The following is a 14,808-nucleotide window of genomic DNA, read 5'->3' as shown; positions in this document are numbered from 1 at the left end:
AATGGATGACTTTGGTTTGTATTAAAAACAACCATGAAGTGTGTTGTTTTTGCACAAAATTTATGAGTTTGAGTTGTATGTTTTTTAGCAACGTTCAGATTTAGTTAAATTTTATTTTTTCATGGTCGTTGTCATAAAAGTTTCCCTTCCTTTTTTAGCTCAAAAGCATTAGCCTAAAGGTATTAACAATGAAACATATAAATTAAAATAAACGGAGCAGTAACATGGCGGAGCAACAAGTACAGCCTTTACACAACGAAAAACATGCCAACACTAAAATTCAAAACGGCATCAATGTAGAATTCATGAAAACTCAACATTTAGTGCCAGTAGTTGCACATGAGTTTGCACGCGTAGCAAACGAGTTTCCAATGTCATTCGTTAAAAACAACGAAAGCGGCACTTTTCAAGCTGTTGCTATGTTTGGCTTAGAGCCAGGCGAAAACCTTTTTGTAGAAGATGGTAAATGGACTGCAGCATTTGCACCTATGGCATCTACTCGTTACCCACTAGGCTTAGTTAAACACCCAGATCAAGATCAATACGGTATCGTAATTGACGAAGCAAGTACGCTTGTTGGTGAAGACGAAGGTAATGCATTATTTGAAAACGGCGAAGAAACAGATTACCTAAAACGTCGTAAAGAAGCGCTTGTATCTTTTATTGAGTTTTCTCAAGTAACTGAAGCGTTCACTAAATTCCTTGCTGATAAAGAACTACTAATAGCGCAAACGCTAACAGTAGACATTAAAGGCGAGAAAAAAGACATCAACGGTATTTACCTTATCGATGAGAAAAAGCTAAACGAGTTAAGCGATGCTGATTTCCTTGAGCTTCGTAAACGCGGTTACCTAGCACCAATTTATTCTTTCTTAACGTCTACTCATCAAGTAGCACGTTTAGCGCGTTTAAAAGCTAAACAAGCTTAATTATACCAATTGCATTAAATTAGTGATCTATTATAGCGATAAGAAAATGGCTCAATAACAAGGCTAAAATTATGATACATAGTTGTTCTATATAAATAATTTTCAACGTAGTTAGTGAGCTATTTAATACGCTAGAATGACCATGTTTTTAATAAAATTGGTATTACAAACACGTAAAATTTTAAAAAGCGCCTTAAGGCGCTTTTTTTATGCCATTAAACTCACTTTAGTTGAAATTAAGCTCGCAACCATTCACATTAGTTTACAACTTTCCCATAAAAGAACTCATTATGAAAACACCATTATTAGCAATTTTTGCAAGCAGCCTTATAGCCTTAAGTAATAGCGCATTAGCTGCAGAGACGCCGTTTGCCATTGCGATTCATGGTGGGGCAGGGACAATAGAAAAAGCACGATTTACACCCGCTCAAGAAAAGCAGTACCGCGCTAAATTAACAGAGGCCGTAGAGACAGGTTATAAAGTATTGCAGCAAGGCGGTGAAAGCTTAGATGCGGTGACAGCGGCCATTACAGTATTAGAGCAATCGCCTTATTTTAATGCAGGACGCGGAGCAGTATACACTTACGATGGCGGGCATGAACTTGATGCATCTATAATGGATGGTCGAAACCGTGAAGCAGGCGCAGTTGCGGGTGTAAAACATATTGAGAGCCCGATTAAGTTAGCGCGCTTGGTAATGGATAACTCTGTGCATGTGATGCTTAGCGGCCAAGGCGCTGAGGAGTTTGCTAAAGAGCAGGGCGTTGAACTTATCGAAAATAACTTATTTGATACTGAGCCTCGTTACAAAGCGCTTTTAAAAGCAAAACAAAAATTAGAGAAGGCCAAAGCAACCAGCAAAGAGTATCAAGCAGCGCACAAAGCATTACCTAGTAACTATAAAATGGGCACTGTGGGTGCCGTGGCACTTGATAAAAACGGTAATTTAGCAGCGGGTACATCAACAGGCGGTATGACCGCAAAACGTTATGGCCGTGTGGGTGATGCGCCAGTAATTGGTGCAGGAACATTTGCTGAAAACGAATCGTGTGCTGTATCGGCAACCGGGCATGGCGAGTATTTTATTCGCTATAACGTAGCAAGTGATATTTGTGCGCGGGTTAAATATCAAAATAAAACGATTGAGCAAGCTGGCGATGAAGTTATTAATCAAGTGCTTGCGCCGATTGGAGGTACGGGTGGTGTAATTATTGTTGATACGAAGGGAAATATTAGCTTACCGTTTAATACCTCGGGTATGTATCGCGCGAGTAAATCGAACACACAAGCGACCTATGTAGGTATATTTAACGACGAATAGCGCATAAGTACATATATCTGCGCAGTTATGCGCTTTGTAGGATTAACCCTGAGCATTTAGTTTGATACAATTAATGCTCTATTATTAATTTTATAAGGTATGCGGGTGGTTAACCTAGGTCAGTTGTTTGGCGAGCTAAAAACGTGCTTGAAAAAAGATCAATTTATTTTTAAAAAACGCTTACATGGCGTAAAAAAAATAACCGATGAAAACAAGCATGCCAACGCGCTTGAAAAAATAGCGGCTGATATAACCCGTAGCCAAGAATTACGTGATAAACGCTTAGCGGGCCTTCCTAAAGTGACTTACCCTGAGCAATTGCCAGTAAGTCAAAAAAAGGATGTAATTAAAGACGCCATTGCAAATAACCAAGTGGTTATTATTGCCGGCGAAACAGGCTCTGGTAAAACAACGCAAATACCTAAAATGTGTTTAGAGCTTGGCCGTGGTGTTGATGGCTTGATTGGTCATACGCAACCACGCCGATTAGCTGCGCGAACAGTGGCTAATCGTATTGCTGAAGAAATGAAGTGTGAACTTGGTCAGCAAGTCGGTTTTAAAATTCGTTTTAGCGATCAGGTTTCTAATAACACCTACGTTAAACTCATGACTGACGGTATTTTACTGGCAGAAATTCAGCAAGACCGTTTTTTAAATCAATACGACACCATTATTATAGATGAAGCGCATGAGCGTAGTTTAAATATTGACTTTATTTTAGGTTACTTAAAAAACCTACTTCCAAAACGCCCTGATTTAAAAATAATAATTACGTCTGCGACCATTGATCCTGAACGTTTTTCAAAGCACTTTGATAATGCGCCCATTATAGAAGTATCGGGTCGTACTTTCCCCGTTGATGTACGTTACAACCCAACGGCCGATATTAATAAAGAAGATATGGAAGCCGAGGGCGATCAGCTGCAAGGTATATTTGATGCGGTTGATGAACTGTGCGCAGAAGGCCCTGGCGACATACTGATATTTTTAAATGGTGAGCGTGAAATACGCGATACCGCTGATGCACTTAGTAAGCGTAATTTAAAACACACCGATGTATTACCGCTTTACTCGAGGTTATCTAACGCAGAACAAAACCGAATTTTTGCACCGCATTCTCGTCGTCATATTATTTTATCGACTAACGTAGCCGAAACGTCACTAACCGTGCCGGGTATTCGTTATGTCATAGATCCAGGTACTGCGCGTATAAGCCGCTACAGTTATCGTACAAAAGTTCAGCGCCTGCCAATAGAACCTATATCGCAAGCCAGTGCGAATCAGCGTATGGGTCGTTGTGGACGTGTTGAGGCCGGTATTTGTATTCGCTTGTACTCTGAGGATGATTTTTTATCGCGCCCAGAGTTTACCGACCCTGAAATACTGCGTACTAATCTTGCCTCGGTTATTTTACAAATGTTGGCGTTAGGGCTTGGCGACATGGCGCAATTTCCGTTTGTGCAAGCGCCAGATAGCCGTAATATAAGCGATGGTTTATCGTTATTAGAAGAACTACAAGCAGTAAAGCCAGACAAACGCGATAGCAAAACCAGTTTAACTCAATCGGGTAGAGAGCTTAGCCGATTACCGGTTGACCCACGTTTAGCCAAAATGGTGCTCACAGCTCACAAACTTGGTGCGCTGCGCGAAGTAATTATTATTGTGGCGGCGCTGTCGATTCAAGATCCGCGCGAACGCCCACAAGAAAAACGTGCCGCAGCAAACGAAAAGCATGGGCGCTTTGACGACCCAGATTCAGATTTTATCGCTTTTTTAAATTTGTGGAATTACCTAGAAGAGCAGCAAAGCGAGCTAACTAACGGCCAGTTTAGAAAGTTGTGTCAAAAAGACTTTTTGGCCTATATGCGCCTGCGTGAGTGGCAAGATATTGTTTATCAAATAAGTACTGTGTGTAACGAAATGGGCATGAAAGCAACCAGCCAAGCGGCTGATGGCGAACTTGTTCACAAAGCGTTATTAAGCGGAATGCTAAGCCATATAGGCTTTAAAGATGAGAAACAAATATATAAAGGCGCACGTAATAGCCAGTTTCATATTTTTCCGGGTTCAGGCTTATTTAAAAAGAGCCCTAAATGGATTATGTCGGCAGAGCTGGTAGAAACCAGTAAGTTATATGCTCGCACAAATGCAAAAATAGACATTAACTGGGTAGAACCATTAGCACAGCATTTAGTAAAACGCAGCTACACAGAACCACACTGGGAGAAAAAACCAGGTGCGGTAATCGCGTTTGAACAGCAAACTTTGTATGGACTACTCGTTGTAAATAAACGTCGCTGTGTTTATAGCAATATTGACCCTAAAGTGAGCCGAGAGCTTTTTGTACGCACAGCATTAGTTGAGCAAGAGCTGGGCTTAAACGAGAGCTTTTTAGCATTTAACCGTGAGCTAATAGAAGATATTCAAGTTCTGGAAAATAAATCACGTCGCCGTGATATTTTAGTTGATGAGCAAACGTTATTTGAGTTTTACGATAAAAAAATACCCAAAGAAATTAATAACCGCGCTGCATTTTTAAAATGGTATAAAACACAAAAACAACAAAATAAACATTACTTACACATGACTCGCGAAGAGTTAATGCAGCACGGCGCAAGTAATATCACTGAGTTTGACTACCCTGACACATGGCAGCAAGACAATATTATATTGCCGCTTGCTTATCACTTTGATCCAGGACAAGCGGTTGATGGTGTTGCGGTACAAATACCGGTAGCGCTTTTAAATCAAGTGCAAGAAAGTGGTTTTGACTGGCACATACCTGCATTTAGACATGAGCTAATAAGTGGGCTTATAAAGTCACTGCCCAAATCGCTTCGCCGTAATTTTGTGCCAGCACCTAATTATGCGGATGCAGTGCTTGCAGCTATTGAGCCAATGCAAGGTGGTTTAATTGATGCCTTAGCCACGCGTTTACTAAGAATGACGGGTGTAAGAGTTGATGCAGAAGCGTGGGATTTAACCGCGCTTGCACCGCATTTACGATTGCAGTTTGAAGTACGTGATGAGCACGATAAGTTACTTGCACGTGGACTTGATTTGGCAAAACTCAAAGCAGAGCTGCAAGGTGAAGTCACCGAAACGCTGTCTAAAGTAGCTGACAAAGGCATTGAAAAATCAGACCTAACACAATGGGACTTTGGTGAACTGCCAGCTTCTTATGTGAAAAAACAAGGTCAATACGAAATAAAAGCATACCCTGCGCTGGTGGATAAAAAATCAGCCGCTGCAGTGGAGCTTTTTGATAGTGAAGCAAAAGCGCAGCAAGCTCATCAACAAGGTTTGCGCCGTTTAGTATTGTTAAATGTGCCGTCGCCAATTAAGTACTTACAACAAAACTTACCGAATAAGGCAAAGCTGGGTTTGTATTTTAACCCATTTGGTAAAATAGCTGATTTAATTGATGACTGTATAGCGGCAGGTGTTGATAGCTTATTAGTGAAACATGGCGATATACGCGATGAAAAAGCATTTGAAACAGTAAAAGAGCAAATACGTGGTGAGTTAGGTGATGCGGTAGTATCTATTGCAACGCAAGTTGAGCAAGTATTAAGTATTGCTCACGCACTTCATAAAAAAATGAAAGGGCGAGTAGATTTAACCATGATCACCGCACATGGCGATATAAAATCACAGCTTGAGTCGCTTATATTTAAAGGTTTTGTAAGCGCACATGGCGCTGATAAAATAACGGATTTAATTCGTTATTTAAAAGCGATTCAAAAACGCTTAGAAAAACTGCCTGTAGATCCAAATCGTGATAGATTATGCGTACTAGAGCTCGATAAAGTTGCTCAAGAGTACAAAAAAGTAGTTAATAAAACGCCTAAAGGCTTGCCCATTCCACAAGAAGTAACCGCTATTTTTTGGATGCAACAAGAGCTTAGAGTGTCTTTATTTGCACAAACACTTGGCACGCCTTACCCAATTTCGGCTAAGCGAGTACTTAATGCGATAAAAGAGATAGAATAAAACTTGCATTTTCTATTAAGCTTAGTACCTTAATAGGAGGATTTATTTTTGTTTTGAAAAGGAAGCGACATAGTTATGTCCTCATCGATTGAACATAAAACAAAGCGACTTTTAGTGGTGGATGATGAGTATTTTAATTTTGAAATGCTTAAAGCAGCACTCGCGTCGAAATTTGATGTTAGTTATGCAGATTCAGGGCAAAGTTGCCTTGCATCGGCAATTGCGAGTCCACCAGATATAATTTTGCTTGATGTTTGTATGCCTGGTCTTGATGGTTATGATACATGCCGAATGCTAAAACACACACCTGAAACAAAAAATATTCCTGTTGTTATGGTATCGGGCCTAGAGTCTCCATCTGAAAAACAAGCAGGGTTTGACGCTGGTTGTAATGCGTATGTTGTAAAGCCATTTTCAGTGGGTGCTTTGTTGGAAGAAATTAACACGGTTTTTTAGAGGTAACGTATGTTTACTGATGATAAGCGAAATTTTAGACGCATGCAGATCAATACACCTGCAAATTTAACGACAATAGAACCTATAGCGGGTTTAAGTTTTGCCGCAGAGTGCGTAGATTTAAGTGCCACAGGTTTATCAATTCATTTAGATGAATTACTTGAACCTAATACCTTACTAACGGTGAACATTGATTCGACTCACCCAAGTATTGCGCCTTTAAATGCAACAGCAAAAGTAATACGTGCCAGCAAAGAAGATGATGGCACGGTAACAGCAGGTCTTGAAATTATTCAGTTTAACTAAGTCGAATCCAGTTAAACTGAATGATTAGATATTAAAAAACCTTACAGATTAAGCCTTTTAAGTAAAAGCCTTCAGGGTAGCTGCCAGCAATTGGGTGATCGGCTGCCTGGTTTAATCGCTCCATTATAAGTAGGTCTTTACCTGCATCAAGTGCTGCATCGGCGACTACTTTTTGAAACAAGTTTTGTTCCATTAAACCAGAGCATGAGAATGTTAGTAGTGTTCCACCTGGCTTTAGTATTTGCATAGCAATCATATTGATGTCTTTATAACCACGGCATGCACCTGTTAGCTGCGCTTTATTGTCAGCAAACTTTGGTGGATCCATTACGATGGTATCGAACTGTCTGCCTTCGTCGCGGTACTGGCGTAGTAACTTAAATACATCCTGCTTAACAAAGCTTACTTTATCTAAATCTAAGTTGTTGTGCTCAACATTACGTTTTGCTGTATCTAAAGCTGGTTGCGATACGTCTACGTTAGTTACATGCTCACATCCACCACGCAGGGCGTACAACGAGAACGTACCTGTATAACTAAAACAGTTAAGTACCGTTTTATCCTTTGAAAAACGCTCAAGTGCGGCGCGGCTATCGCGCTGGTCTAAATAAAAGCCCGTTTTATGTCCGTCAATTATATCGACTTCAATTTTAAAACCGTTTTCCTCAATAAGTACCGGCTGTGTTGGTTCATTACCCCACAGAGCACCCTTAATTGGCTCTAAGCCTTCTTTAGTACGGACTTCTACGTCTGAGCGCTCGTATATGCTACTGCCCGGGAAAATAGACATCAACGCGCCAACAATCTCGCCTTTATGACGCTCAGCGCCAGCACTTAGTAGCTGACATACTAATACGTTATCAAACTTGTCTATTGTAACGCCTGGTAAGTAATCAGACTCAGCAGCACATAATCGAAACCCTGTTAATCCGCCTTCTTCTATTACTTGGCTACGTGCTTCTAATGAGCGACGTAAACGGCGTTCAAAGAAGTTTTGGTCGATGACTTCTTTTTCATCAAAGCTCCAAACACGTGCGCGAATTTGTGAATGAGGGCTATAAGCAGCAGTTGCTAAAAACTTACCTTCACTGTCGTGAATTGTTACTGTGTCGCCTAATCCTGGTTTACCTTTAATTTTTTTGATGGCTTTTGAAAATAACCAAGGGTGTTTTCTTTTTAATGATTTATCGCGACCAGCTTGTAGGTAAACGGCAGATGACATAAGGCTTCTCAGTAGTAATAAATAAGCGCTGTATTTTAGTCAAGCAAGGAGCAACATACAATGAATGTTTTGCAAGGTGGGCATAAAGCACGGTAAAGTACGGATAATTTATCGATTCATTAGCTTTTGGAACCTAATAGTGCCTGACGCCGTTTTAAGCCCCGATTTAAAAATACTTAATTCACAATGTAGAGAATTTATAACCTCTTTAGTGCATGCCGATGTAGCTCACGATATTACCCATATAGAGCGCGTGGTGCGCGTTGCAATACAGTTATGTCATGCGGAGCAGGCTAACATGTCAGTTGTATTACCTGCAGTGTGGATGCATGACTGTGTTGCGGTGGCTAAAAATCATCCTGATCGTGCAAGAGCCTCTACTATGGCAGCCGATAAGGCATTGGAATTTTTAAAATCTATTAATTATGACGAGTCACTTTTTGATGAGATTCATCATGCTATTGCGGCGCATAGCTTCAGCGCAAATATAAAAATTAAAACAGTTGAGGCGCAAATAGTACAAGATGCTGACAGAATGGATGCATTGGGCGCTATTGGAGTGAGTCGATGCATGAAAGTAGGCGGATCAATTTCTCGGCTATTGTATAACCCAGAAGACCCTTTTTGTGTTGAACGCGAGGCTGATGATAAAGCATACACGCTTGATCACTTTTTTATAAAGTTATTACATATTGCCGATAGCATGAATACGCCATCTGCTAAAGCAGAGGCAAATAGACGTACAACATATATGCGTGAGTTTTTAGAGCAATTAAAGTCAGAAATAGGTGAGTAACGTGAATAATACAAGCATACCTAAATTATCTGGGATTGATCATTGCCATTTAAATGTTGATAACTTGGTTGATGCCGTTAAGTGGTATGAACGTGTTTTAGGTTTTAGTGTAGTACCCGAACTTGCATTTTGGGATGAGCAAGGTCGAGGCCCTTTAACACTTGAAGATACTAGTTCAACAACTCGTTTAGCACTTTTTGAAGGTGAGGGGCGCAGCAAAGGAATTGCATTTTTAGCAACGGGGGAGCAATTTATACAGTGGCTCAATCATCTTGAGAGCTTAAATATAAAAGTAGTTTTAGCGGATCATGGTGTTACGTTTTCTATGTACTTTAAAGATGAAAGCGGTAATAGCCATGAAATTACGTCACATGACTATCGTTATATAAAGTCTTACTACCCAAATGTTGAGCTTGGCTCTCACAGCGCTAAAAAGAATTAGCTTTCTTGATTTGAATTTTTTATAGCAAGAATATCGTCTAAGTTTTTCACAAATAGTTCGATTAGAGCGGGATCAAAATGAGCTCCTGCTTGCTCTTGCATATGCAAAACTGTTTTCTCTACACTCCATGCCTCTTTATAAGGGCGTTTTGAAGTCAGAGCATCAAAAACGTCAGCAACGGCAATAATTCTACCTTCAATAGATATTTCTTCGCCTTCAATTCCATTAGGATAGCCTGAACCATCCCATTTTTCGTGGTGTTCAATAGCAAGTTTATGAGCGAGTTGTAATAATGGCGATGAAGAATTTGCTAATATTTGTGCACCAATTATGGCGTGTTTCTTCATATGTTCAAACTCTTCAGAAGTTAACTTGCCTGGCTTGAGTAAGATAGCATCAGGGATACCTATTTTCCCAACATCGTGCATTGGGGCGGCTTGGCGTAAAAGCTCTGCTTTTTGCTCATCCATACCTAGCGCTAATGCTAATACTTTGCTGTATTGGCTCATACGCACTATATGCTCGCCAGTATCGGTATCTTTATATTCAGCAGCACGGCCTAGGCGTTGTACTAAATCTACATGTGCTTGTTTTAATTGCTCAGCTTGCACTAGCGATAAGTGAGTTTTAACTCTTGCTCTTACAATAGCAGGGCTTATTGGCTTAGTAATATAATCTACGGCGCCAAGTTCAAAACCTTTATATTCATCGCTTTCATCGCCAAGCGCAGTAACAAATATAATGGGGATATGTGATGTTTTAGGGTTGCCTTTAACTATTTGACATACTTCAAAACCATTCATATCTGGCATCATTATGTCTAGCAAAATTAGCTTTGGTAGTTCTTTTTCAAGTAATGCCAGTGCAGCATCACCCGATTTAGCAAACGACATACGATATTGATTACCTAACACTTCGCGCATTACTTTTAGATTTGCAGGCTCATCGTCAACAATTAATACTCGTGGTCTATCTGACGTAAAGTCCATTAATTAATACTCATTATTTGTTAGTTTTTCAAGTAAGGTTTCTAGTATTACGTGTGCTTTATCAAAATCAAATTCATCAAAGGCCTCGGCTATATCATCAACTTCATTTTTATAGATAGAAGGTGTGCCGCGTTGCAGCTTTGCTAATAGCTCATCATTTAGCTCTGCGTTTTGTGCATCTTGATAAAGCGTTTTACACAGTGACTTAATTTCATCGATTGATAGCGTGTCTGAACTATTATCTTCAGAGTTAATACTTGGCTTATCGCAGGTATTTGATGACAGCAGTTGTGAGATGACAAGTAACTCGCTTTTTATATCGTCTAAAGTACTAATTACTTTAGCATCACTTTGCTTTTGCTCTAAATCGGTTAATAACTTCATTAATGTTATTAGGCCTAAGTTACCAGCAACACCTTTAAGTGTGTGAATGGTGCTATCGACATCTTTTATATTTGATAATTTATCACTGAATAATGTTTCGAACCGTTTATTACTATCACTAATAAATTTAGTAATTTCGGTAAGCTGCTTACATTTAGAGCCCCAGAGTGCGAGCCCTTTTTCAAAATCTATATGCTGCGCTTTAGGATCGCTTTGCGATATAACCATTTCTTTTGCAATACCAAGACCAAGCACTTGTGCTATTTCTTGGTTTAGCTGATTTATATCGACGGGTTTATGTGCAAAGCCATTCATGCCTGCTTTTTTAGCCGTGAGTTTATCTTGCTGTAATACACTGGCTGTGAGCGCAATAATTGGCGTGTATTTAATTTGTCTTTGGTTTTCTATTGCTCTTATTTTTTGTGTTGCCTCTATGCCATCACACAATGGCATATGTATATCCATTAAAATGACATCAAAGTCTTGTTCTTCAAATACTTTAATCGCTTCAAGTCCGTTTGATGCCTTGGTAACTGCATGCTGATCGCGTGACAGGAGTAAAGAAAGCAGTTCTGTATTTTGCTCAATATCGTCAACTACTAGCACTCTAAGAGCGGGTAATTGAGTGTGTAGGCCATCAAAATGATCTATTTTAGTTTCGTCGCCTAAATTAAGCGGCAATGAAAAGTAAAAGCAGGTGCCTTTACCTAGTTCACTTACTAAGTTTATTGTTCCGCCCATAAGCTCTACAAGTTGTTTACTTATGGTCGTACCAAGGCCTGTTCCTCCAAAGCGGCGCGTAGTAGTGCCATCGGCTTGCTCAAAAGGTTGGAACACTGCTTGAATACGATCTTTTGCAATGCCAATACCGGTATCTTCTACTTCAAAAAACAGATGCTGATTTTGTGTCACGCCAACGGTTACGGTAACAGAGCCTTTTTCGGTAAACTTAATAGCGTTACCAATTAAATTAGTAAGTACTTGCCTGAGTCGATCCGGATCGCCGTAATAAGTAGCACTTACTGATTCTTTAATATGAAGTTTAAGTTCTAAATCTTTCTTTTTAGCTTCTAGCCAAAAAGTAGAAATAATACTGTCTATTACTGGCTTTAAACTAAAGTGTATTGGCTCAATAGTGAGTTTACCGCGCTCTAGTTTTGCAGAATCGAGAATTTCATTTAATAACCTAAGTAATGAACGCGCTGCATTATTTACGGTCACTAAATGTTTTTGCTGTTCTTGATCTAGTGGGGTGTCCATTAACAGGTCGCTAAAGCCTATTATAGAATTCATAGGTGTGCGTATTTCATGGCTCATATTAGCCATAAAAGATTGCTTTGCATGAGCGGCTTCTTCAGCTTTAAATTTAGCTTGCTCTAGTTTTTCTTCATATTCTTTGCGTTCTGTAATATCAACTAAAACCCCATCAATCCACTTTGCTTGGCCTTGGGGATCAAAGTCGATACTGCCTTTATCTAAAAGCCATAAGATTTTGCCGTTTCTATGGCGAATCCTGTATTCGATTGAATACTGACGTTTTTCATCTATTGCTTTTGTTACGGCATCTACAATAGGCTGCTGATCGGACTTTAAAATCAGATCGTTAAATTCAATGCAATGTTCAGTAAATTCATTTGGATTATAACCCGTTAACTCGTTGATGCTCGGGCTAATAAAAAGCATGGTCCAGTTATCATTAAACTTACACCTAAAAGCCACACCTGGCATGTTATCCATTAAAGAGCGGTATTTTTGTTCTTTTTCCTCAAGGCTTTTTTGTAAAGCTCGTTGCTCTGATAAGTCTGTTATGAAGCCTACGTATAGAGGATTTTGCCCTGGCTGATTAACTTCTCCAATCCCCAAGCGAATCGGGAATAAGTGGCCATTTTTATGCTTTGCAAAAATCTCCCGGTTAACACCGATTACTTTACCTAAATCAATATTTTTAGCTTTAGAAAGATAGCTATCGTGATGCATCGCGATAGCATCATCCATTAGCATTTTAATATTATGATTTTGTACTTCATTTTCACGCCAGCCAAAAATTTTACTGGCTGATTCGTTAAAACTTAAAATAATGCCTGTATGATCAATCGTTACAATTCCATCAATGGCTGTGCCTAAAATTGCATTTAAGCGAGACTCGTCTGCTGACTTTTCTTCAAGCAACATACGGTATCGAACCATGCCATTTATAACTGCAACAATACTCGTGATTGCAATTGTTGCAGTTGCTACAGCAATAGCTACAAAGGTGAGGCCTGCATTAGCATTAACATCATCGTAAATGAGTGGAGAAGTTGCTACAAATCGTGTTGCAACCATTCCCATATAATGCATGCCAGCAACAGCCAATCCAAGAATTGTTGCGCTGATTAAATTATTTTGCAGCGGTGTTAGGCCTGGTAAAACACGTTCAAGATTAAAGCGACTGTACAAAGCAATAAAAGAAAGAACAACGGCAACTATAATTGATAAACCAAATGTGAGAGGGTCGTACCGAAGAAGTGGAGCAAGCTCCATTGCGGCCATACCACTGTAATGCATAGTGCCAATACCAGCGCCTAGCAGTACGGAACAAATAGATAATATTTTTAAGTTACCATTACTGTTCACCAGCATCGATATTGCATACTGACAAGCAAAAAATGCGGGTAAAAAAGACAGCAGCGTAATGGTTGGATCGTAACTAATGTTGGTACACAATGAAAACGCGAGCATACCGATAAAATGCATACTCCAAATACCGGCTGAAAAAACAGTCGCTGCGGTCATATTTGCTATACGTTGATAACCAGGGAACTCAGTTTCTTTTGCTAAATCGATAAGGCGAGTCGTAAAAAAAGCTGCAAAAATAGCAATCAAGATAGACATTGAAACTAAAACAGGATCATAAACGCCATTAATAATTAAGCTTGGGTCTTGGTCAGTAATGAAAAAAGCTGATAACATAATGGCTCAAAATATAGTCTTTATTGCACAAGTTTAATCTAATTTACTAATAAATAAACTGTTAATTAAGTTAACCGTCTAAAATAATGTCTTTATAACTTTATACTTCCTTTTAATCAGCAATTATTGTTTTTCTAAATCTGTTTTTTTGTTTTAATATCACGCATTTTATAATATTAAGTTTTAATACGCCTGTTTTTAGCCTACGCAGGGTTGAGTTATAATAAAAAGTTTATGAGAAATTGAGTGTTTGAATATAAGTTAAAGAAAAGTGTTAGACGCAAAACAGTTGCTATAAAAGTACACAATCAAAATGTGACTGTGTATGCACCACATTTTGTCGCTAAAAAGCACATTGACACTTGGCTGTTTGACAAACAAGAGTGGGTTGCAGAGCAATTAAAAAAGCAATTTTTAATTGAGGACACTAAGCAATATCCTTTCGAGTCTAAAAAAATCAGTATTTTTTCAGAAACTATTTATTTAAAACTGGACTCAGGCCAAGATTCCAAAGTAACCCAATATGATAACCATTTACTCATTACAATATCTCCTCGAGTTAAAAACACTTCTCAAAAGTATCAACAGCTATTAGAGACTTATCTAAAAGAGCAGCTTATTGCTTATATAGAAATGCGTTTAGCGTATTTTTGCACTCAGATGAATGAAGAGCTACCGGACGATCTAAAAATAGGGGTTTATAAGCGAAAGTGGGGGAGTTGTAATAGTAAGCGAGAACTCACTTTTAATTTGCATCTTATCGGTGCTCCTTATCATGCTATAGATTATGTGATTGTTCATGAACTTGCTCATCTAAAGTATTTGAACCATAGCAAAGCTTTTTGGCAACGAGTAGAGGCGTTTTTCCCCGATTACAAAGCATCCTCTAATTGGTTAAAACAAAATGGTATGAGTTTGCAGTGGGTGTTTTGATACTGCTGAATATAGGAATATAGGAATATAGGAATATAGGAATATAGGAATATAGGAATATAGGAATATAGGAATATAGGAATA

At 39.1% G+C, this 14,808-nt stretch carries 11 protein-coding genes; 8 read left to right on the top strand and 3 right to left on the bottom strand.

What is annotated here, in order from left to right; all coding sequences use genetic code 11:
- The first annotated feature begins 224 nt into the window (after positions 1-224).
- The 5 genes from I6F53_RS04480 to I6F53_RS04460 all read left to right on the top strand — a co-directional run bounded on the left by I6F53_RS04480 (position 225) and on the right by I6F53_RS04460 (position 7,006).
- Positions 225-929, top strand: a complete 705-nt coding sequence (locus I6F53_RS04480; RefSeq protein ID WP_024591000.1) for a SapC family protein — start codon at positions 225-227, stop codon at positions 927-929.
- A gap of 290 nt (positions 930-1,219) precedes the next feature.
- Positions 1,220-2,251 (top strand): isoaspartyl peptidase/L-asparaginase family protein, encoded by a 1,032-nt coding sequence (locus I6F53_RS04475; RefSeq protein ID WP_197238631.1) that lies wholly within the window; start codon positions 1,220-1,222, stop codon positions 2,249-2,251.
- 105 nt (positions 2,252-2,356) lie between these two features.
- Entirely contained in the window at positions 2,357-6,244 is a 3,888-nt protein-coding gene (gene hrpA / locus I6F53_RS04470; RefSeq protein WP_197181512.1) for an ATP-dependent RNA helicase HrpA, read from the top strand.
- A 75-nt stretch (positions 6,245-6,319) separates the two neighbouring features.
- On the top strand, positions 6,320-6,700 hold the full coding sequence (locus I6F53_RS04465; RefSeq protein WP_007581064.1) for a response regulator: 381 nt from the start codon (positions 6,320-6,322) through the stop codon (positions 6,698-6,700).
- 9 nt (positions 6,701-6,709) lie between these two features.
- Positions 6,710-7,006 (top strand): PilZ domain-containing protein, encoded by a 297-nt coding sequence (locus tag I6F53_RS04460; RefSeq protein WP_007581065.1) that lies wholly within the window; start codon positions 6,710-6,712, stop codon positions 7,004-7,006.
- 31 nt (positions 7,007-7,037) lie between these two features.
- Here I6F53_RS04460 and I6F53_RS04455 read toward each other — a convergent pair whose 3' ends face one another.
- Entirely contained in the window at positions 7,038-8,228 is a 1,191-nt protein-coding gene (locus I6F53_RS04455; protein ID WP_197238630.1) for a class I SAM-dependent methyltransferase, read from the bottom strand.
- A gap of 64 nt (positions 8,229-8,292) precedes the next feature.
- On the opposite strand from I6F53_RS04455, the gene I6F53_RS04450 reads away from it, so the two are divergent.
- Positions 8,293-9,024 (top strand): HD domain-containing protein, encoded by a 732-nt coding sequence (locus I6F53_RS04450; protein WP_231616537.1) that lies wholly within the window; start codon positions 8,293-8,295, stop codon positions 9,022-9,024.
- Between the two features lies 1 nt (position 9,025).
- Positions 9,026-9,466: a VOC family protein gene (locus tag I6F53_RS04445; RefSeq protein ID WP_197238628.1), complete on the top strand. Its 441-nt coding sequence runs from the start codon at positions 9,026-9,028 to the stop codon at positions 9,464-9,466.
- Here the strand turns inward: I6F53_RS04445 and I6F53_RS04440 are convergent.
- Complete coding sequence (locus I6F53_RS04440; RefSeq protein ID WP_197238627.1) at positions 9,463-10,455, bottom strand: response regulator; 993 nt, start codon at positions 10,453-10,455, stop codon at positions 9,463-9,465. The two genes, I6F53_RS04445 and I6F53_RS04440, sit on opposite strands and share 4 nt — an antisense overlap.
- A 3-nt stretch (positions 10,456-10,458) precedes the next feature.
- On the bottom strand, positions 10,459-13,791 hold the full coding sequence (locus I6F53_RS04435) for an MHYT domain-containing protein (protein ID WP_197238625.1): 3,333 nt from the start codon (positions 13,789-13,791) through the stop codon (positions 10,459-10,461).
- Positions 13,792-14,037: 246 nt separating this feature from the next.
- Here I6F53_RS04435 and I6F53_RS04430 point away from each other — a divergent pair, with 246 nt between their 5' ends.
- Positions 14,038-14,724 (top strand): M48 family metallopeptidase, encoded by a 687-nt coding sequence (locus I6F53_RS04430; RefSeq protein ID WP_331460750.1) that lies wholly within the window; start codon positions 14,038-14,040, stop codon positions 14,722-14,724.
- Positions 14,725-14,808: the final 84 nt, after the last annotated feature.

Source organism: Pseudoalteromonas sp. SWN29 (genome assembly GCF_015864465.1).
In the GTDB taxonomy this organism is placed as follows: domain Bacteria; phylum Pseudomonadota; class Gammaproteobacteria; order Enterobacterales; family Alteromonadaceae; genus Pseudoalteromonas.
The sequence above is the reverse complement of the archived record's forward strand: the minus strand, read 5'-3'. Positions and strand labels throughout refer to the sequence as shown.